The organism is Streptomyces sp. NPDC093109, from assembly GCF_040701725.1.
Classification (GTDB): Bacteria; Actinomycetota; Actinomycetes; order Streptomycetales; family Streptomycetaceae; genus Streptomyces.
Genome location: NZ_JBFBEZ010000001.1, coordinates 301,255 through 321,427 on the forward strand (window position 1 = coordinate 301,255; position 20,173 = coordinate 321,427).

Consider the following 20,173-nt stretch of genomic DNA (forward strand, 5'->3'; position numbering starts at 1 on the left):
CTCGGGAAGTGGCTGTGCCGTGCCCCGGGGCGGGGGTGCCCGGGGCACGGCGGCCACTGGTCAGTAACTGGTGGTGGAGGCGTCGCCGGTGTCGGTGATGATCGATATCCCGGCACTGGTACCGAGCAGGACGGCACCGGCGCGCAGGAGCTCCAGGGCCTGCCCGTAGCTCTTGATGGACCCGGACGCCTTCACGAGGACGCCGTCCCTGGCCCGGTCAACAAGGTAGCGAACACTCGTCGGGTTCGCCGTTTCGATCTGCCCGCTGCTGGCGTTCTTGAGGTAGGCGGCGCCGGCCTCCATCGCGAGTTCGACCGCGGCCTCCTTCTCCGCCTCGGTGAGCAGCGGCAGTTCCAGCATGACCTTGACGGGCAGGCCACAGGCGCGGACCACCCCGGCGATGTCCTCCCGGAACTCGTCGTACATCCCACTCTTGAGCCAGCCGATCTGTACGCCGATGTCGATCTGTGTGGCGCCGAGCCGGGCGATCTCGGCGGCCTCGGCCGCCTTGCCCGCGCTGGTCATGACGCCGACGGTGGGGAAGTCCAGCGCCGACGCGACGCCGATACCGGTCCCGCGCAGCTCGGCCGCCACGAGGGGCACCCAGGAGGCCGGGACCATCGCGGCGTTGAAGCCGTGTGTGATCGTTTCCTGGGCGTGGGCCACCATATCGTCCCGGGAGGCGTCCGGTTCGATTCTCGTGTGCTGGATGTAGGGCGCCAACTCGGCCGGGCTGAGGGTCGGTTCGGTGGCGGTGGGGGCGGTGTCGAACACGGGGACATCTCCTGTGGTGGAAGGGGCGGTACGGAACGGCGGTGGGACCGCCGCGGAGTGCGGAAAGGCGCGCGGAGGGTGTCAGAGTCTGGACGCGTACGGTTCGGGGACGACGACGTCCTCTCCGCCGAACCAGCGGGGGGCGTCCACCCCGCAGAACAGGCCGATGTTGCCCCAGGGCTCGAAGGCACCGGTGCGGACGACGACCTTGGCGGTACGGGCCAGTTCACCGAGCACCTCGGTGTGCGGGCGGGTGGTGAACTCGGCGCCGGTGAAGCGTTCGCGCAGCCAGGCGTCGAGCCTCGGGTTGTGAGTGGGCACGTCCTCGGCGCGCACCACGCCCTCGACGACCAGTTCGTCGGCGATCAGTCCGAGGACGGTGCGCAGGTCCGGGAAGTTCTCGGCGAGGGCCAGGTCGATCCGGTGCGCGTCGCGGGGGACCGGGAAGCCCGCGTCCACGACCATCAGCAGGTCGGTGTGGCCGAGTGTGGCCAGGGCCCCGCTCAGTTCGGCGTTGAGGATGCCGGTTCGCTTCATGGTGGGTTCCTTTCGGTGGGGGTGCGGGGCGTACGGGGCGGCGTACGGGCGGCTCAGGCGGCCGGTGCGGCCCCCGTCGCCAGGGTCATCACGGATTCCTCGGTGGCCAGCGCGGTCTCGACCGTGCCCGCCACCCGGCCTTCGCTCAGCACCGCGATCCGGTCGGTCAGGGTGAGGAGTTCGGGCAGGTCGGAGGAGGAGCAGAGGATCGCCAGGCCCTTCTCCGCCAGCGCGAACAGCTGCTCGTAGATCTCGGCCTTCGCTCCGACGTCCACACCGCGGGTGGGTTCGTCGAGGATCAGCACACCGGGGTTGATCGCCAGCCAGCGGCCCAGTACGGCCTTCTGCTGGTTGCCGCCGGAGAGGCTGGTGATGGGCTGGCCCATGGTGGCGGTCTTGACCCGCATCCGCTCGGCCTGTTCGGCCGCCCGCCGGTCGAAGGCGCCGCGGCGGAGCAGCCCGAAGCGGCTGAACGCCTTCGTGGTGAGCGCGCCGACGTTCTCGCCGACGCTCATGGTGGTCAGCAGCCCCTGGGCGCGGCGCTCGCCCGGGACGAACGCCAGCCGGCGCCCGACACTGGCGATGGGATCGCGCCGCTCGTAGGGTTCGCCGAGCAGTTCCACGGTGCCGCCGGTGCCCCGCTCGCCGCCGAAGATGTTGTGGAGCAGCTCCACCCGGCCGGAGTCCGGCAGTCCGGCGATGCCGAGAATCTCACCGGGCCTGATGTCGAAGGAGATGGAGCGGTGCCGGCGTCCGCTCAGTTCCCGGACGCTCAGGGCCGGCCGGACCGCCGGGTCGGTGCGGTGTTCCGCGCGGCGGGTGAACTGCCCCAGCTCGCGGCCGACCATGGCGGCGACCGCCCGCTCGGGGGTCGTCTCCGTGTTCCGCCACGATGCGACGTGTCCGCCGTCGCGCAACACCTCGATGCGGTCGGCCAGTTGGAAGACCTCGGGCATACGGTGCGAGACGTAGAGCATGGTCGTCCCGGCCGTCTTGAGGTTGCCCATCAGGGTGAACAGCCGCTCGGCCTCGGCCGGGGTGAGCATCGCCGTCGGCTCGTCCAGGATCAGGACACGGCAGCCCCGGGCGACGGACCGGGCCACCACGACGAGCTGCTGGGTGGCGAGGTCGAGCGAGCGTACGGGGGTCTCCGGGGCCAGCCGGAGGTCCAGCTCGGCGAGGAGCGCGGCGGTACGCTCCACCATCTGCCGCCGGGAGGGGAACCAGCGGTGCCCCGGTTCGACTCCGCTGAGGACGTTCTCCGCCACACTGCGGTCGGGCAGCAGGGAGAGTTCCTGCGGGACGATCGCGACGCCGTGCCGGTCGAGCATCGTACTGGGGTCGAAGGAGGTGACCTCCTCGCCGAAGACGGTGACACTGCCCGCGCTGGGCGGCTGGAGGCCGGCCAGGATCTTGAGGAGGGTCGACTTGCCGGCACCGTTCTCGCCGAGCAGTGCGGTGACCTCTCCGGCGGGTACGTCGAAGGAGACGTCGGTGAGGGCGCGGACCGCGCCGAAGCTGCGGGACAGGCCGCGGACGCCGATGGCGGGGGCCGTCACTTCTCCACCGTCGCTTCGTCGAGGTTGGCGCGGGTGACGAACTGTGCGCCGGTGTTCACGCCGGTGATCTCGGTGCCCTTGGTGAGGAAGTCGTGGAGCACCTTGACGGCCTCGAAGCCCTGCTTGGACGGGTTCTGACTGATCGTGAAGTCGATGACTCCGTCGCGCAGGTACTCGGCGGTCTGCGGGAGCAGATCGAAGCCGACCGTCATGGGGGCGTCCTTGCCACCGGAGCGTGACACCCACTTGGCCGCGGCGGTCGTGGAGCAGCAGTCGAGCCCGGCGATGGCCACCACACCGGACTGGCCGGACATGGTGGACTCGACGGTGTTGTACGCGGCGCTGGGCTCGTTGCCGACGTTCACCGGTCCGACGATCTCCAGGCCGCTGCCGGCCAGGCCCTTCTTGAAGCCGCCGAACCGGTCGTGGGACCAGCCGGCGCCGGTGTCCACGGAGAAGACGACGACCTTGCCCTTCTTCCCGCCCAGTTCCTTCACGAGCCGGGTGGCCTGGTCCTGGCCCGACGCCTTGAGGTCCTGGCCGACGAAGCCCATCTGCTCGGAGCCGGGGTTGTCGGTGTTGAAGGAGATGAGGGGGATGCCCGCCTTGTGGGCCTGGGCGATGACCGGCTTGAGCGCGTCACTGGACGCGGAGGAGACGGCGAGCCCGTCCACGGCCTTCTGCTGGATGAGCGTCTGTATCTCCGACACCTGCTTGGCGGCGTCACCGCCGGTGGGCCCGATGAGGGCGGTCTCGGCGCCCAGCTCCTTGCCGGCCTGCTTCATGCCCGCGCCGATCGGTGTGGCGAAGGCGAGGGAGGGGTCGTGGTAGCTGAGCTTGATACGCATCGGCTTGCCGTCGTCGATCCGCTGCTGGATGTAGGAGGCGAGCTTGAAGGATCCGTCGTCGGAGCCGCCGCTGCCGCCGTTGGCGGAGGTGACGGCGCCGCAGGCGCTGAGGCCGAGGGCCGCTGTCGCGGCTGTCGCGGCGACGAGGCTTCTGAGAAGGGTGCGAGAGGACATCGGTGACTCCTTTGTCGTGGATGCTGGCTGAGGGGGCGGGGTCAGGCGCGGGTCTTGCGCCGGCGCTGCCAGGTGTCGGCCGCGACGGCGGCGACGATCACCAGGCCGGTGACGACGGTCTGCCAGAAGGACGAGATCCCCTTGATGTTGAGGATGTTCTGGAGCAGTCCGATGAAGGCGACGCCGATGACGGTGCCCCACATCGTGCCGGAGCCGCCGAAGAGGGCCGCGCCGCCGATGATGACCGCGGAGATCACGGTGAGTTCCATGCCCTGCCCGGTGACGCCCTGGACGTAGGAGAGGAACGAGAGGCCGAGTACGCCCGCGAGGGCCGCGGTGAATCCGGAGAGGACGAACGCGGTCAGTTTGACCCGCTTGACGTTGACACCGACGAGGCGGGCGGCTTCCTGGTTGCCACCGACTGCGTAGGTGTTGAAGCCGAAGCGCGAGCGGGACAGGAGCACCACACCGATGGCGGCGACGACGGCGAAGATGACGAACTGCATCGGTATCAGGCCGAACAGCTCGCCCTGCCCCAGCAGGTTGAATTCGGCGACGCCCGGCTGGGAGGAGCTGAGGGAGATGGGGGCGCCGTCGGAGATGAGCAGGGCGAGGCCGCGGAAGACACTGAGGGTGCCGAGGGTGACGATGAACGACGGCACACCGAGGACGACGACGGCCAGCCCGTTGAGCAGCCCGGCCAGCACCCCCACGACGAGCCCCGCGAGCATCGCCAGGGGCCAGCTCCAGCCGTTCGAGATCAGCATCCCGGTGGAGATCGCCGACAGCGCGTAGATGGAGCCGACGGACAGGTCGATCTCACCGTTGAGGATCACGAAGGTCACACCGGCGGCCATGATGCCGATCTGGGCGATCTGCTGGCCGACCGAGAGCAGGTTGTCGGACTGGGCGAAGCTCGGTGAGAGCACGACGCCCAGGACGAAGAGCGCGACGAGGGCCGCGAAGACCCCGGACTCGCGGGCGTGGAGCAGTCTGCGCAGCGGGAGCGGGATCGCCCTCGCCGGTGTGGTGATCGAGGTCATCGGGTGATTCCAATCCGGGCGTTCAGCTGGTCTCTGGTGGGCAGGGCGGGAACGACCCCGGCGATGGTCACGGTGTGGGAGCCCGCGGCGGCGGCGAACCCGACCGCCCGGTCCAGGTCGTGGCCCTCGGCCAGGGCGACGGCGAGCGCGGCGGTGAAGGAGTCCCCGGCGCCGGTGGTGTCGACGACGGCCTCGGCCGGGTACGGAGGGACGGCCGTCACCCCGGCCGGCCGCGCGACCAGTGCTCCCCCGCCGCCGCGGGTGAGGACGGCGGCGCCTCCGGTACGGTCCCGCAGGGCCGTGACCAGCTCCTCGTCCCCGAGTCCGTGTCCGGCGCCGAGGCCCAGCAGGACGGGGGCCTCGGTCTGGTTCGGGGTGATCACGTCGATGAGCGGCCAGAGGTCCGCCGGCAGCGGCCGGGCGGGCGCGGGGTTGAGCAGGGTCCTGGTCCCGGTCCGGCGGCCCGCGCGCAGGGCGGCGGCGACGGCCTCCTCGGGGATCTCCATGGAGACCACCAGGATGTCGGCCGAGGCGATCTCCGGCTCGAAGGCCGCGACGGCGGCGGCGTCCAGCTCGTCCAGTGCGCCGGGCGCGATGGCGATGCGGTTCTCCCCGGACGGCTCGACCAGGATGAAGCCGACCATGGTGGGCGCCCGCGCCGTCAGTACGTGCGCGGCGCCGACCCCCTCGGACCGCCACAGCGCGCGGGCGGCGCGTCCGAAGTCGTCGTCGCCCACGGCGGTCAGCAGGGAGACCTCGGCGCCCAGCCTGGCGGCGCCGATGGCCTGGTTGCTTCCCTTGCCACCGGGGCCGGGCTGGAACACACCGCCCGAGACGGTCTCACCCGCCTCGGGCGACCTGGGCACTCGCATGGTGAGGCCGGCCCCGTAACTTCCGACAACAGCGATCTTCATCGACACACCGCACCCTTGTATGGGGACAACTATGAACAACCCGGAGCGTAGGTACAGGGATGTCCCTAGTCAATAGGTGACGCCGAGGTGAATTTTTCGAGGTGAATTCCGGCGCCCGCCGTGCGGCTACGGCGCTCCCGGGCCGTCGCCCGCGCCCGCGCCACCGCCCGGACCCGTGGCGCGGAAGGTGCGCCGGTACGCCGACGGGGCGACCCCGGCCTCCGCAGCGAGGTGCCGCCGCAGCGAGGTGGCGGTGGCGAAGCCGACCTCGTGGGCGACGCGCTCCACCGGCAGGTCGCTGGACTCCAGCAGGTGCCGTGCCCGCCGCAGCCGCTGCTGAGTCAGCCAGCGGCCGGGGCTCAGACCGGTCTCCTCGCGGAAGCGCCGGGCGAAGGTACGGGTGCTCATCGCCGCGTGTGCGGCCAACTCATCGAGCGACAGCGGCAGTTCCAGCCGCTGCTCAGCCCAGTCGCGGGTCGGCCCGGTGCCGGTTCCGCCCGCCGGGGGCAGCGGCCGTTCGATGTACTGCGCCTGCCCGCCGTCCCGGTACGGCGGCACGACACAGCGGCGGGCGACCTGGTTGGCCACCTCGCTGCCGTGGTCCTGGCGCACCAGATGCAGGCAGACGTCGACACCGCTCGCCGCCCCGGCGGAGGTCAGCACATCTCCGTGGTCGACGAAGAGCACACCGGCGTCCAGCTCGACCCGGGGGAACAGCTCCTGGAAGTAGTCGGCGAGCGCCCAGTGGGTGGTGGCCCGGCGCCCGTCCAGCAGGCCGGCCGCGGCCAGCAGGAAAGCGCCGGTGCAGATGGACACCAGGCGCGTGCCGGGGCGTACCCGGGACAGGGCGGCGAGAGCCCGGGGATCCGGGGCGGCGGCCGAGGCGGGCGAGATCGCGTACGGCGGGATCACCACGGTGTCCGCCCCGGCCAGCACCTCGGGACCGTGCCCCGGGGTGACGGTCAGGTCCGAATCGGTACGTACGGACCGCCCGTCCACACTCGCGGACAGCACCTCGTAGCGGCCGTCGGCGGAGCCCAGGACCCGGTGCGGGATGCCGAGTTCGAAGGGGTAGACGCCGTCGAGGGCGAGAACGACGACCTTGTGGGCACCGGCCCGCTGGTCCGGGCACAGCCGGCGGTCGATTTCGGCCGCGCGGTCGGCGAGGTCACGGGCCCGGGAGGGGGTGGCGGGCGCGGGGCCGGCGGCAGGGGTGGGGGGCATGGCAGGAATGTATCGGAGGATGACCTTCTCGCCATCGTCCGGGCCGACCGTACGCGTCAGGATCGAGGCATGACTTCGACGGACACCCGCGCGCACACGGACACCCCCGAGAATCCCGGCACCCCGGCCCCGACGGCCGCCTCGGACTCCCCGGACCGCACCACCGCCCCGGACCGCACCACCGCCCCCGACGGGCGCCCCGTGATGCTCGCCCTGCACCAGACGGCCCTCGGCGGCCCCGAGGTCCTGCGGCTGACCGAGCTGCCGCGGCCCGCGCCCGGCCCCGGGGAGATCCTCGTCGCCGTGCACGCGGCGGGGCTCAATCCCACGGACTTCAAGCACCGCGCCCTGAGCATCTTCCTGCCGCCCCCGCCGCTGACCCTCGGCTGGGACGTCTCCGGCACCGTGGTGGAGACCGGCTTCGGCGTCACCCTCTTCCGGCCCGGCGACGAGGTGTTCGGCATGCTGCCCTACCCGTACGGCGCCGGTTCCCACGCCGAGTACGTGACCGGCCCCACCCGCGCCTTCGCCGCCAAGCCCGCCGGGATCGACCACGTCCAGGCCGCCGCTCTGCCGCTGGCCGCGCTCACCGCCCGGCAGGCCCTCGTGGAGACCGCGGACCTCCGGGCCGGGCAGCGCGTGCTGATCCACGCCGCGGCCGGCGGTGTCGGCCATCTCGCCGTACAGATCGCCAAGGAGCGCGGCGCGCACGTCACCGGGACGGCGAGCGCCCCCAAGCACGGATTCCTGCGCGAACTCGGCGCGGACGTCTGCGTCGACCACCGCTCCGAGGACTTCACCGACACCGAGGAGCCGTACGACGTCGTCCTCGACGCCCTCGGCGGGGAGAACGCCACCCGTTCCGTGGGCGTGCTCCGCCCCGGCGGTGTCCTCGTCTCCCTGCTGCCGGGCGCCGAGGACACCCCGGCCGCGGCGGAGAAGGCCCGGGTCCGCGCCGTCACCCTGATCGTCGAGCACGACCACGCCGGGATGCGGGCCATCGCCGACCTCGTCGAGCGGGGCAGGCTCCGCGCCCATGTCTCCGGCACCTTCCCCCTCGCCGAGGGCGCGCGGGCCCACGCCCAGGGCGAGACGGGCCGCACCACGGGCAAGCTGGTCATCACCGTGCGCTGAGGTGGGACGGGCCGGGGACGGCCCCGGGCCTCCCAGGGCGTACGGGCGCGTGTGGCCGGGAGGACAGCAAGGCGGAGCGAATGCTGTCGAGCATCTCGAAGACGTCGACGGTGCCCCGGAGCGGGTGCCACGCGTGCTCCGTGTCACCGCGGCGGATCGCCTCCGTCACGGCGCGGAGCATGGGCACGTAGCCGTTGCCCTGGCCGCGACCGTCACCGACCAGCCGCGGTCGCTGGCCCGGCAGATACTGGCGACGATGGACGGCTTGGAGCTGCAGTGGCTGCGCGACCCGGACACCACCGGCCTGGTCCGGGAGTGGGACACCGCGTCCCAGGTCCTCTTCGGGCCGCCGGGCGCCTGAACCGGGCCCGAGCGCGCTTGCGCAACTCGCCACGCAGGCCAGTTCGTTGATTTTTCACTCCCGCGACACCACAAGCGCTTGAGTTGCTCAACCGGTCGGGCGAGAGTGGGCCCCGCACGCGAAGCAACCGCTCCCCCCACCCCTCGCGGTCCTTCAGGAGGACTCTGTGCAGAGAAGTACGCGCATACGCCGGGCCTCGCTCGTCCTTGTCAGCTCGGTCGCGCTGGTCGTCGCTCTCCCCGGCAGCGCCCTGGCCGCCCCGCCCGCGTCCCTGCCCGCCAACGCGGACGCGCTGGAACAGAAGTGGCAGCCGGCGTACGACTACGACACCGACGGGTGCTACCCCACCCCCGCCATCGGCCCCGACGGCACCGTCAACGGCGGTCTCAATCCGTCCGGTTCGCCGAGCGGCGAGTGCCACGACGTCTCGGACCTCGACAACACCAACGGCTACGCGCGCGAGAAGTGCAACAACGGCTGGTGTGTGATCCTCTACGGTCTCTACTTCGAGAAGGACCAGGCGACGATCGGCGGCCACCGGCACGACTGGGAGCACGTCGCGGTCTGGGTGCAGAACGACCAGGCGAAGTACGTCGCCACTTCCAACCACGGCAGCTTCACCGTCCATGCCGCCAGTGCCGTCCGCTGGGACGGTACGCACCCCAAGATCGTCTACCACAAGGACGGCCTGAGCACCCACACCTTCCGGCTCGCGAACGCGAACGACGAGCCGCCGGAGAACGCCTACCACACCTGGCAGTTCCCGGCCCTGGTCGGCTGGAACGGCTACCCGGCCGGTCTGCGCGACAAGCTGAGCGCGTACGACTTCGGCAGCGCGAACTTCGGCCTCAAGGACGCCAACTTCGCGGCCCACCTCACCAAGGCCATGCCCTCCGGCATCTCCTTCGACCCCAACGCCTGACCGGCGGCGCCGAGGGTGGTGCGGCGGCGCCGCCCATCCTCGGCCGTCGGTGAACGCGCCCCGCCTCAGCCCGGGTTCAGCGGCCGGGGCCTCGCGCGGCACCGTCCTGCCCCGTCCGGGTCTCCGCCAGTTCGGCCACGGCCCGCGTCCACAGCTCCGGCAGCGACTCCCCGTGGGGAAGGGCCCGGTCGGCCACGAAGGACACCTCGGCCCAGGTGTCGAAGAAGGACAGTCCCACCCCGAAGAGATGTCCGGGCACGAGCAGCGGGAGCAGGGCAGTTCCCGTCACCCGGGTCTCCCCCAGGCTGCCCTTCTCGGCGAGGGGCATGGACGTGGCCATGACGTCGGTGACCCGTGGGGAGATCACCCGTCGCATGTACCACTCGGTCGGGCGGTCCGGCATGAACCGGACCAGGTCCTGAATGGCCTGCCGCCAGGTCTCGCCCCGCAGCTTCCGGGTCCTCGCGATGACGCGGTCCAGCCGCCACAGCGGCGACGCGGCCGTGCCCTTCGGGGCCGTCCGTACGGGCAGCTCCAGCGGCAGGGCGAAACAGCGGTTGCCCCAGGTCTGGTCCTCGTCGGGGCGACGCGCGTCGACGGGTACCAGCGCCGTCACGCGCGGGAGCGGTACGCCCGACCGCGCCGACCAGGCCGCCAACGTCCCGGCGAGCGCCGCCAGATGGACGTCGTGGGCCGAGCCGCCGTGCGCCGCGCCGATCCGGCGGAGGTCTCCCGCCGGTACCCGGCCGCGCCACAGGCGTTTCTCGCCCGTGGGTACGAACGGGGCGGCCCGACGGGGGCCACGGGCGACGAGGGGGCGGGACGCGAACCTCGCGGCCAGGGCGACGGCCATGCCCACCCGTCGCGGCAGCTCGGCCCGGCGGCCCTTCGCCGGCACCGGGCGGGCCGAGGGCTCCCCCTCCCCCAGCATGGTCCGGAAGGTCATCGCGGCGGCCGCACCGTCCTGGCAGACATGACGGAAGCGGTAACACACCGCGTACTGGTCGGACGCGTGGCCGTGGAGCAGCCAGACGCCCCAGTAGGCGCCGGGCGCGAACGGCGTGTTGAGCGCGGTGTGCAGGGCGGCGTCCCAACCGCCGGGGCCGTCCGCCACCACCTCGTGGACATGCCGGCCGACGGAGAAGTCCGCGTCCGGCCGCCACCAGGGGCGCCCCGGGCCGCCCTCGACCCGGCTCGTCTGCAGGGGCAGGTGCGGCAGGCGGAATCCCACGTACGCACGGAGATCCGCCAGGCTCGGGGGCGGACCGCTCAGATACGCCACACCCCCGGCGTCCCAGCGGACGTCGGGGCGGCGGCGTTCCATGCCGAGGAACGCGCGGTCGAGCGCGTGGGCGGGGTGGCGCGGCGGGGGAACGGGCGGGGGCGACAACGGGGCTGACGGGACGGACTCGGGCATCGAAGAACTCCAGTTCGTGCCGGTGGACGGGCCGAGGACGGGGGCAGGTGCCGGTGGCGGGGCGAGTGTCGCGCCCCTCGGGGCCGCGTGCCGGCCGGTGCCCGTGGATCCACTCGAAAGGAGGACATAGCCGCTGGCCGTCCGTACAGCAGAGGCCACATCCGTCACGTCCGCCACGTCCGTACGGGTGAACCGTGGCGCGGGTACTCCGTTCAGGTGAGTGCGGGGAATCGGGACCCCCTCCACCGCCCGCCTTCTGACACTGTGTGCGGTGCGTCAACGGTCACCGGCCCCGGGGGGAGGTCCTGAGAGCTTCCGCGCTGCCGAAACGCCCCGGCAGCCACGCGCCGACGACGGCCCGCCCTCGTCGCGCGGTCGTGGTCCCGTCCCTTTCGAAGCCCTTGGAGGCATGGTCGTGCATGTCGCCCTCACCGGCGCCACCGGATTCCTCGGACTGCGCCTGTTACGTCGTCTGCTCGCCACGCACCGATCGGTGACGGTCCTGGTGCACGCGGGCTCGGGCGACGCGCTGCGCCGCATCACCCGGTTCTTCGAACTGACGGGCGCGCCCGAGGCGTTCACCGCCGGACTCGCCGACCGGCTGCGGGTGGTGGAGACCGAGTTGGAGCAGCCCCGGCTGGGTCTCCCGGAGAGCGTCTTCCGGGAGCTGGCCGACGGTCTCGGCGCGATCTGGCACAGCGCGGGCAGTATCAACCTGGAGGGAGACCTCCCGGAGCTGCGCCGGACCAACCTCGAAGGCACCCGGCACGTACTGGAGTTGGCGGCAGCCGGACGCGGCCGGCCCCTGGTCCACCACGTGAGCACCGCTTTCGTGGCCGGGGGCAGGCGCGAGGGCGTCGCGTACGAGGACGAACTGAACGACACGTACGGCTTCGAGAACGCGTACGAACACTCCAAGTACGAGGCGGAGAAGCTGATCCACGCGTGGTCCCGGGAGCACACCCGGCCGGTCGTGGTGCTGCGGCCGAGCATTCTGGTCACGGATCTGCCGCCGCACCCGGAGCTGCCCCCGCACCCGCTCCAGGTCGTCGAGCGGATCATGCGCGAGGCACGCCACACCGCCCGCCCCGGGAGCCCGGACCGCGACGGCCGCCCCCGTGTCCGGCTGGTGGGACATCGGCACGGCCGGCTGAACCTGATACAGGTGGAGCACGCGGCCGAGATCATGGTGCGCCTCGCCGGCCGGACGCCCTCGGGCGGGGTCGACACGTACCACGTCGTCCATGACCGCGACGTACCCGTACCGACCGTCGTGACCCTGCTGGAACGGCTGGGGCCGGTCTCCATCGAGCTGGTCGCCACGGAGCCGGACGATCCGTCGCCGCTGGAGTCCGTGCTGAAGTTCTACCCGGGGCTGACGGCCTATCTCGCCCACCGGCGGCGCTTCGACGACACCCGGGTCAGAACCCTGCTCGGGCCGTCGGCGGCCTCCGACCGGGTGGACCTCGGCTATCTCTGGTCCGGACTGGCCGCGCCGTCCGCCGACTCACCTTCCACCCCGCACTTCTGAGTGACCGTCAGACATGTCCTGAGTACCTGAGTGCCTGTGCAGCTGTGCGACCCGCCGCCTCTTCCGCTGGAGCCCTCCGTGTCCGTCCTCGCCGCTCCCGACTCCCCCGCCGCGTCCCCGCCGGTCTTCTCCCCCGAGGGAATCGCCGCCGTCGCCCGGATCGTCCGGGAACCCGTCCATGTCGTCAGCGGTCCCGACGGCCGTGAGCTGGGGCTCGCGACCGGCCCCGTGCCCGGCGGCCCGGTGCTCGGTACGCTGCCGCCGCTGTACCCCGAGTGGCTCGGCGGACGCACCTTCTGCGAGGCCCACGGCGTCCGGTTCCCCTATGTCGCGGGCGAGATGGCGAACGGCATCGCGACCACCCGGATGGTGTCCGCGATGGCCCGTGCGGAGATGCTCGGGTTCTTCGGCGCCGGCGGCCTGGCGTACGCCGACGTGGAGCGGGCCGTGCACACACTGGCGGACGAGCTGCGCTCCCACGCGAACTGGGGTGTGAACCTCATCCACTCACCGGCCGAACCCGAGCTGGAGTTCCGCGTCGCCAAGCTGCTGCTGAGCCGTGAGGTGCCCCGGATCTCGGCGTCGGCGTTCATGGAGCTGACGCCGGCCGTCGTGCTGTGCGCGGCCCGGGGGCTGCGCCGGGGCGCGGACGGCGGGATCGTCCGGCGTACGCGGCTGCTCGCCAAGGTCTCCCGCCCCGAGGTGGCCGAGCGGTTCCTCTCGCCCGCCCCGGCCGCGCTGCTTGACCGGCTCGTCACGCAGGGGGAGTTGACGCCCCGGGAGGCGGAACTCGCGTCGTGCGTTCCGGTGGCCGAGGACATCACCGTCGAGGCCGACAGCGGAGGGCACACCGACAACCGGCCGCTGTCGGTCCTGCTGCCGAGGATCGCCGCGCTGCGCGACACACTGTGCCGGCGGTTCGGCTACCGCCGGGCGGTCCGGGTCGGCGCGGCCGGCGGGCTGGGCACACCGGACGCGGTGGCCGCCGCCTTCGCCCTCGGCGCGTCGTACGTGGTCGTCGGATCGGTGAACCAGACGGCCACCGAGGCGGGACTGTCCGACGAGGCCAAGGCGATGCTCTGCGCGGCGGACATCGCCGATGTGACCATGGCGCCGGCCGCGGACATGTTCGAGCTGGGCGTCCAGCTCCAAGTCCTGTCCCGGGGAACGATGTTCGCCCAGCGGGCCGGCCGGCTCCACGCGGCGTACCGGGCACACGGTTCGCTGGAGGAGATCCCGCCCGCGGTGCGCGCCCCGATCGAACGGGATGTGCTGCGCGCCTCCTTCGACGAGATCTGGCGGCGCACCGTCGCGTTCTGGGAGGCGCGCGATCCCGCCGAGATCACCCGGGCCGAGGCCGACCCGAAGCACCGGATGGCCCTGGTCTTCCGCTGGTACCTGGGGAGTTCGAGCCGGTGGGCGATCACCGGCGAGGCGGCCAGGCGCGCCGATTTCCAGATCTGGTGCGGTCCCGCGATGGGCGCGTTCAACCGGTGGGCCGCGGGCACCTTCCTGGCCGATCCCGCGAACCGGTCCGTGACACAGATCGCGCTCAACCTGCTCGAAGGCGCCGCGGTACTCACCCGCGCCCATCAACTGCGCACCTACGGCGTTCCGTTGCCGTCCGACGCGTTCACCTACACGCCGTGCGCGCTGGCATGAGCGCCTCCGGTGCCCCGGAGGCGTCAGCGCCCTCCGCCCGATCCCGAGGAGAGACCGTGACCGCCTCCACCCCTCGCCAGGTGCCCGTCGCCGTGGTCGGCGCCGGCGCCCTTGTGCCCGGCGCGACGGACGCGGCCGGCTACTGGCGGATCGTGACCGGCGGACGGGACATGATGACCGAAGTGCCGCCCTCCCGCTGGCTGGTGGCGGACCACTACGATCCGGACCCGGCCGCCCCGGACAAGACGTATGCCCGGCGGGGCGCGTTCCTGCCCGACGTCGACTTCGACCCGATGACGTACGGTGTGCCGCCCACCAACCTGTCCTCGACGGACACCTCGCAGCTGCTCGCCCTGCTGGTGGCCGACCAGGTGCTCAACGATGCCGGCGGTCTGGCGGGCATGGACCGGGACCGGGTCGGTGTCGTCCTCGGAGTGGCCGCCCTGGAACTGCTTCCGCACATGTACGGTCGCACCGAACGCCCCGTGTGGCGGAAGGCGCTGCGGGAGAGCGGTCTCACCGAGGCCGAGGCGGGCGCCGTGTGCGACCGTATCGCGGCGCACTACACACCGTGGCGGGAGTCGACCTTCCCCGGGGTGCTCGGCAATGTCGTCGCGGGCCGGATCGCCCACCGCTTCGATCTGCACGGCACCAACCACACCACCGACGCCGCCTGTGCCAGCTCCCTGGCCGCGCTGTCCACCGCGGTCGGCGAGCTGGCGCTCGGCCGGGCCGATCTGGTGATCAGCGGTGGTGTGGACACCGACAACGGCATCGGCATGTTCCTGTCCTTCTCCAAGACGCCCGCGCTGTCGCGCAGCGGTGACTGCCGTCCGCTGTCGGACGCGGCGGACGGCACGATGCTCGGCGAAGCCGTCGTCATGTACGCCCTGAAGCGGCTGTCCGACGCCGAGCGGGACGGCGACACCGTCCACGCGGTGATCCGGGGCATCGGCTCCTCGTCCGACGGCCGGAGTCCGGGGATCTACGCGCCGCTGGCCGGCGGGCAGGCGCGGGCCCTGCGACGCGCCTACGAGGAGGCGGGCTACGGTCCACAGACGGTGGAGCTGGTCGAGGCGCACGGCACCGGGACCGAGGCCGGGGACACCGCCGAACTCACGGCGCTGAACGAGGTGTTCGGAGCGTCGGGGCGTACGGACGGGCAGTGGTGCGCGATCGGCTCGGTCAAGTCGCAGATCGGCCACACCAAGTGCGCGGCGGGCGCGGCGGGGCTGCTCAAGGCCGTCATGGCCCTGCGTCACCAGGTGCTGCCGCCGACCATCAAGGTCGACCGGCCGCATCCGGCGGCAGCCGCGCCCGACGGTCCGTTCTACGTCAACACCGAGGCCCGCCCCTGGGTACGGCCCGCCGGGCATCCGCGCCGGGCCTCGGTGTCGGGCTTCGGCTTCGGGGGCAGCAACTTCCACGTCACACTGGAGGAGTACGTGCCCTCGGGCACCCCCGGCCGGGTGGCACCGCGCCATCGCGGCGCGCCGGACGAACTCGTCCTGTTCAGTGGCGCGTCGCCGTCCGATCTGGTGCCGCCGGACACCGGCGGCGGCCGTTCGCTGGCCGCGCTCGCGCGGGAGAGCCACCGCGCGTTCTCGCCCACGGACCCGGTGCGGCTGGCCGTCGTCGCCACCGGCGTCGAGGAGCTGCGGGAGAGATACGCGCGGGCGCTCGCACTGATCCGGCAGCGGCCCGGCACGGCGTTCTCGGCACCGACGGGCGCTCGGTACGCCGCCGGGGCGCCCGAGCCCGGCCGGATCGGCTTCCTGTTCCCGGGACAGGGGTCCCAGTACGTCGGGATGGGCGCCGGTCTGGCCATGCTGTCGCCAACCGCCCAGCGGGTGTGGGACGAGCTGGGCGGCACCGGGTCCGACGGGCCCCCGCTGCACCGGGTGGTGTTCCCGCCGCCCGCCTTCACCGACGAGGAGCGCGCCGGCCGGCAGGCGTCCCTGGCCGCCACCGAGTGGGCGCAGCCCGCGCTCGCGGTGCACGCGCTCGCGCTGCTGGAGGTGGTGCGGTCCCTGGGGCTGCGGCCGGACTGCGTGGCGGGCCACAGCTTCGGTGAGCTGGTGGCACTGCACTGCGCGGGTGTCCTGGACGGCCGGTCGCTGGTCACCCTGGCCCGCAGGCGCGGCGAGCTGATGCGGGACGCGGCCACCGCGCCCGGCGCGATGCTCGCCGTGGCGACGGACCGCGCGCGCGTGGCGGCGGTGCTGGCCGGTGGCGGACTCGGCAACCTCTGGCCCGCCAACCACAACTCCCCTCTCCAGACGGTGCTTTCCGGGACGGCGGAGGCAGTCGCGCGCGCCGAGAAGGTGTTCGCGGACGAGCGCGTCGGCACCCACCGGCTGACCACCTCGACCGCTTTCCACAGCCCGCTGGTCGCCCCGGCCTGCGAGCCGCTCGCCGCGTTCCTGCGCACGGTCCCGCTCTCGGAGCCCCGGATCGAGGTGTACGGCAACGCGGACGCGGCCCCGTACCCGGCCTCGCCCGACGAGGTACGCCGCCGGATCGCCGGTCACCTCGCCTCGCCCGTGCTCTTCCAGGACCAGATCGAGGCGATGTACGCGGCGGGGGTGCGGACCTTTGTCGAGGTGGGCCCGGGCACCGCGCTGACCGGCCTGGTCGGGCAGATCCTCGGCGACCGTACGCACGCGGCCGTACCGCTGGACCGGCCTGGCCGGTCCGGGATCAGCACCTTGCACACCGCCCTCGGCGAGCTCGCCGTACGCGGTGTGCCCCTCGATCTCGACCCGCTCTGGGCGCCGTACGAGGCGTCCGGAACGCCGGCGCCGGTGAAGGAGGACCGGCCCCGGATGACCGTGCGGATCGGCGGAGCCAACTACGGCCGGCTCTACCCGCCCGGCGCCGGAGCCGGGGCCGCCGGGCCGCCCTTGCCCGCGTCTGTGCGGGATCCCGACCCCGTGCCCGTTCCCATTCCCGCGCCTGCTCCCGTTCCCGTTCCCGACACCGTGGCGGATCCCGTGCCCGCCTTCACCCCCACTCCCCACCACACACCGGAGCCACCGATGTACGAGACGGCGACCGCCGACGCCCCGGAGCCCGCCCACGACGCCGACTGGTACACCGCGGTCGAGAGCGTGCAGCGGCAGACGACGGAGGCCCACGCGGCCTGTCAGCGCATGCTGACGGACAGTCATATCGCGTTTCTGCGGATGACCGAGACGACCCTGACCGCGATGCTCGGGGTACGGGGAAGGCACAACGGCGCGGAGCAGGACGCCGACGGGGTGATCGACACCCCGGTACCGCCCCCGGCCCCGGCTCCCCTGGCACCACTGCCGCTCCCCCGCCCTCCGTCGCCACGTCGGGCTCCGGTGCCCGTGGCACCGGCCGCGGTGGAGGTCCCCGTACCCGTACCGACACCCGACCGGACGCCCCCGCCGGAACCGGCCGCCGACGCCCCCGCGCCGGCGGCGGAGCTGGAGGAGGCGCTGCTCTCCGTGGTGGCCCAACTCACCGGCTATCCAACGGAGATGCTCGGCATGGACATGGAGCTGGAGGCGGATCTGGGGGTCGACTCCATCAAGCGGGTCGAGATCCTGTCGGCGGTACGGCGGCAGGTGGGCGATGTCGCGGCGGGGGACGTCGGCCGGCTGGGCAAGCTCCGCACACTGCGCGAGATCGTCGAGGCGCTCACCACCGCCACCAGTCCCGAGGTTCCCGATACGGCGGGTGCCCCGGTCCCCCAGACACACAAGGCACCCGAGGTCCCGAAGGAGCCGGCGCTGACCAGGCTGGCGCCGCGCGCGGTGGAGTCGCCGGCGGCCGGCCTGGCGATGGCCGGGCTCCTGGACGGGCCGGTCCTGGTGACCGGCGAGGGCCCCGACGGCGACGGGCTCACCGGCCTCGTCGCGCGGAAGCTGGCGGAGCGCGGCGTGGACGCGACCGCCGTCGCCGAGGTGCCCGAGGACGCGCGTGGTGTCGTCCACCTCGGCGCGTTGACCGGGCGCGGTACGCCGGACGAGGCACGGGAGGTCCACCGGTCGGTGTTCCGCGCGGCGCGTTCCGTGGCGGCCCATGTGTCGGCCCAAGGAGCAGGTACGCATGGGTTGTTCGTGACCGTGCAGGACACCGGGGGCGACTTCGGGCTCGGCGGCCGGGCGGCCGACCGCGCGTGGCTGGGCGGGGTCGCCGGGCTGGTCAGAACCGCGGCGAAGGAGTGGCCAGGATCCTCGGTCAAGGCCGTCGACTGCGAGCGGGACGGCCGGGACGACGAGGCGGTCGCGGAGGCGATCGTAGGGGAACTGCTCGAAGGCGGCCCCGCCGCGGAGGCCGGTCTCCGCGCGGACGGTACCCGCGTCACCCTGCGGGCGGTGCCCGCGCACGTCACACCCGCCGCCGCGCGGCGGATCACCTCCGCGTCGGTGATCGTGGCGACGGGCGGGGCGCGCGGGGTGACCGCCGCCGCGCTGCTGGACCTGGCCAGGACACACCGTCCGCGGATCGTGCTGCTCGGCAGGACGGCGCCGGTCCCCGAACCCGCCGGGCTGGCGTCGGCCCACGACGAGCCGGCCCTCGTCCGGCTGCTCGCGGAGCGCGCCCCGGAGCACTCCCCGGCGGACTCCTCGCCCGCCCGGATCGCGGTGCGGGCACGGGAGATCCTGGCCGCGCGTGAGGTACGGGCGACTCTGGCGGCACTGGAGGCGGCGGGCTCTCCCGTCCGGTACGTCCCGGTCGACGCCCGCGACGGCGAGGCCCTCGCCGCCGTGCTGCGCGACGTACGCGAGACATGGGGCCCGGTCACCGGCATCGTGCACGGCGCGGGGGTCCTGGCCGACAGCCGGATCGCCGACAAGACCGACGCGCAGGTCGAGCACGTGATGTCCACCAAGGTGGACGCGCTGCGCGCGCTGCTGGACGCGACGGCGGAGGATCCGCTGGAGGTGATCTGCCTCTTCTCCTCGGTGGCCGCCGTGTACGGCAACGCCGGGCAGAGCGACTACGCCATGGCGAACGAGATCCTGGGCCAGGTGGCCTCCGCCGAGCAGGCGCGCCGCCCCGGCGCTCTGGTGCGGTGTATCGCCTGGGGCCCCTGGCAGGGCGGCATGGTCACACCCGCTCTGGCCGGGCACTTCGGCCGGTCCGGGGTTCCGCTCATCCCCCTGGAGCAGGGCGCCGCCGCCTTCACCGCCGAGTTGGACGGGACGGCCGGCGAGGCGCGGGCCGTGCTGGCGGCCGGGGACGATCCGGCGGCCCTGTCCCCCGCCGGTGATCCTCCCCCGGCACAGCTGCTGGTCCGGGCGGACACCATGCCGTATCTGGCCGACCACGCGCTCGCCGGGGTTCCCGTGCTGCCCGTGGCGATGGTCCTGAACTGGTTCGCCGGGGCCGCCACCGCCTGGCGGCCGGATACCGGGCCGCTCGTCCTGCGCGATCTCCGGGTGTACAGGAAGTTCGCCCTGCCGGAGCTGACCGGCGAGGGCCACCGACTCACCGTGCGCGCCGGCCGGGGCGCGCCCGGTTCGGCGCCGGAGCTGGAGACGGAGTTGGAGACGGAGCTGCGGGGCGCGGACGGTGTGGCACACTTCCGGGCCGTCCTGGGCACCGGGGGCGCGGAGCCGGATCCGGCCACCTGGAGCAGCCCGGACGTCCTGGCCGGTGCGGACGGTGTGGAGAGTGCGGAGCAGGTGGACCGCGCCGCGCTCTACGACGGAGAACTCCTCTTCCACGGCACCCGGTTCCGGTCCGTCCGCACCCTGCGCGGTGTCTCCGCGCACGGCGCCGAGGCGACCGTCGAGGGCCTGCGCGCCCTGGGGTGGCCGGGGGAACGCTGGCCGCTGGATCCGGCCGCCATGGACGGGGCGCTCCAACTCGCCCTGCTCTGGGCGCGGAACGCCACCGGCGCGGCGACGCTGCCGATGGCCGTCGCGGAGTGCAGGGTGCACCGGCGCGGGCCGGTGGACGGCACCGTGCGGTGTGTGGTGCGGGGCCGGAAGACGCACAGCACGGGAGCGCGCTGCGACGCGGCGCTGATCGACGCCGACGGGGCGGTCCGGCTGGAACTGCTCGGTGTGGAACTCGTCAGCCGTCCCTCCTAGGC

14 protein-coding genes are annotated in these 20,173 nt (G+C 73.1%); 6 read left to right on the forward strand and 8 right to left on the reverse strand.

Translation table 11 applies throughout. From position 1 onward, the window contains the following. Window positions 1–60: 60 nt before the first annotated feature. The 7 genes from deoC to AB0389_RS01345 all read right to left on the reverse strand — a co-directional run bounded on the left by deoC (window position 61) and on the right by AB0389_RS01345 (window position 7,073). Window positions 61–774: a deoxyribose-phosphate aldolase gene (deoC, locus tag AB0389_RS01315; RefSeq protein ID WP_366393219.1), complete on the reverse strand. Its 714-nt coding sequence runs from the start codon at window positions 772–774 to the stop codon at window positions 61–63. An 81-nt stretch (window positions 775–855) separates the two neighbouring features. Beyond that, window positions 856–1,311 (reverse strand): D-ribose pyranase, encoded by a 456-nt coding sequence (gene rbsD, locus AB0389_RS01320; protein WP_366393220.1) that lies wholly within the window; start codon window positions 1,309–1,311, stop codon window positions 856–858. A gap of 53 nt (window positions 1,312–1,364) precedes the next feature. Then, window positions 1,365–2,870: a sugar ABC transporter ATP-binding protein gene (locus tag AB0389_RS01325; protein ID WP_366393221.1), complete on the reverse strand. Its 1,506-nt coding sequence runs from the start codon at window positions 2,868–2,870 to the stop codon at window positions 1,365–1,367. Further along, on the reverse strand, window positions 2,867–3,892 hold the full coding sequence (locus AB0389_RS01330) for a substrate-binding domain-containing protein (protein WP_366393222.1): 1,026 nt from the start codon (window positions 3,890–3,892) through the stop codon (window positions 2,867–2,869). Before AB0389_RS01330 ends, AB0389_RS01325 begins: the two co-directional genes overlap by 4 nt. A 41-nt stretch (window positions 3,893–3,933) precedes the next feature. Continuing rightward, on the reverse strand, window positions 3,934–4,935 hold the full coding sequence (locus AB0389_RS01335) for an ABC transporter permease (protein ID WP_366393223.1): 1,002 nt from the start codon (window positions 4,933–4,935) through the stop codon (window positions 3,934–3,936). Next, on the reverse strand, window positions 4,932–5,849 hold the full coding sequence (locus AB0389_RS01340; RefSeq protein ID WP_366393224.1) for a ribokinase: 918 nt from the start codon (window positions 5,847–5,849) through the stop codon (window positions 4,932–4,934). The genes AB0389_RS01335 and AB0389_RS01340 overlap by 4 nt, the downstream gene beginning before the upstream one ends. 126 nt (window positions 5,850–5,975) lie before the next feature. After that, a complete protein-coding gene (locus tag AB0389_RS01345; RefSeq protein ID WP_366393225.1) occupies window positions 5,976–7,073 on the reverse strand; it encodes a helix-turn-helix domain-containing protein in 1,098 nt (365 codons plus the stop codon). A gap of 204 nt (window positions 7,074–7,277) precedes the next feature. Between AB0389_RS01345 and AB0389_RS01350 the strand changes: the two genes are divergently transcribed. The 3 genes from AB0389_RS01350 to AB0389_RS01360 all read left to right on the forward strand — a co-directional run bounded on the left by AB0389_RS01350 (window position 7,278) and on the right by AB0389_RS01360 (window position 9,490). Then, entirely contained in the window at window positions 7,278–8,207 is a 930-nt protein-coding gene (locus AB0389_RS01350; protein ID WP_366393431.1) for an NADP-dependent oxidoreductase, read from the forward strand. 133 nt (window positions 8,208–8,340) lie between these two features. After that, window positions 8,341–8,568: a hypothetical protein gene (locus tag AB0389_RS01355; protein ID WP_366393226.1), complete on the forward strand. Its 228-nt coding sequence runs from the start codon at window positions 8,341–8,343 to the stop codon at window positions 8,566–8,568. Between the two features lie 166 nt (window positions 8,569–8,734). After that, window positions 8,735–9,490 carry an NPP1 family protein gene (locus tag AB0389_RS01360; protein ID WP_366393227.1) on the forward strand — a complete coding sequence of 252 codons (756 nt, stop codon included), beginning with the start codon at window positions 8,735–8,737 and terminating at the stop codon, window positions 9,488–9,490. Window positions 9,491–9,566: 76 nt separating this feature from the next. Here AB0389_RS01360 and AB0389_RS01365 read toward each other — a convergent pair whose 3' ends face one another. Next, a complete protein-coding gene (locus tag AB0389_RS01365; protein WP_366393228.1) occupies window positions 9,567–10,907 on the reverse strand; it encodes a wax ester/triacylglycerol synthase domain-containing protein in 1,341 nt (446 codons plus the stop codon). A gap of 409 nt (window positions 10,908–11,316) precedes the next feature. On the opposite strand from AB0389_RS01365, the gene AB0389_RS01370 reads away from it, so the two are divergent. The 3 genes from AB0389_RS01370 (at window position 11,317) to AB0389_RS01380 (ending at window position 20,171) form a co-directional block, all read left to right on the forward strand. Then, entirely contained in the window at window positions 11,317–12,438 is a 1,122-nt protein-coding gene (locus tag AB0389_RS01370) for an NAD-dependent epimerase/dehydratase family protein (protein WP_366393229.1), read from the forward strand. 78 nt (window positions 12,439–12,516) lie between these two features. After that, window positions 12,517–14,100 carry a PfaD family polyunsaturated fatty acid/polyketide biosynthesis protein gene (locus tag AB0389_RS01375; protein WP_366393432.1) on the forward strand — a complete coding sequence of 528 codons (1,584 nt, stop codon included), beginning with the start codon at window positions 12,517–12,519 and terminating at the stop codon, window positions 14,098–14,100. A gap of 56 nt (window positions 14,101–14,156) precedes the next feature. Next, window positions 14,157–20,171 (forward strand): SDR family NAD(P)-dependent oxidoreductase, encoded by a 6,015-nt coding sequence (locus tag AB0389_RS01380; RefSeq protein WP_366393230.1) that lies wholly within the window; start codon window positions 14,157–14,159, stop codon window positions 20,169–20,171. Window positions 20,172–20,173 lie beyond the last annotated feature (2 nt).

Bases quoted from the DNA above. Each gene is read 5' to 3' on its own strand.
- AB0389_RS01345 (WP_366393225.1), bottom strand. From the start codon at position 7,073: ATGCCCCCCACCCCTGCCGCCGGCCCCGCGCCCGCCACCCCCTCCCGG.
- AB0389_RS01340 (WP_366393224.1), bottom strand. From the start codon at position 5,849: ATGAAGATCGCTGTTGTCGGAAGTTACGGGGCCGGCCTCACCATGCGA.
- AB0389_RS01335 (WP_366393223.1), bottom strand. From the start codon at position 4,935: ATGACCTCGATCACCACACCGGCGAGGGCGATCCCGCTCCCGCTGCGC.
- AB0389_RS01330 (WP_366393222.1), bottom strand. From the start codon at position 3,892: ATGTCCTCTCGCACCCTTCTCAGAAGCCTCGTCGCCGCGACAGCCGCG.
- AB0389_RS01370 (WP_366393229.1), top strand. From the start codon at position 11,317: ATGGTCGTGCATGTCGCCCTCACCGGCGCCACCGGATTCCTCGGACTG.
- rbsD (WP_366393220.1), bottom strand. From the start codon at position 1,311: ATGAAGCGAACCGGCATCCTCAACGCCGAACTGAGCGGGGCCCTGGCC.
- AB0389_RS01350 (WP_366393431.1), top strand. From the start codon at position 7,278: ATGCTCGCCCTGCACCAGACGGCCCTCGGCGGCCCCGAGGTCCTGCGG.
- AB0389_RS01365 (WP_366393228.1), bottom strand. From the start codon at position 10,907: ATGCCCGAGTCCGTCCCGTCAGCCCCGTTGTCGCCCCCGCCCGTTCCC.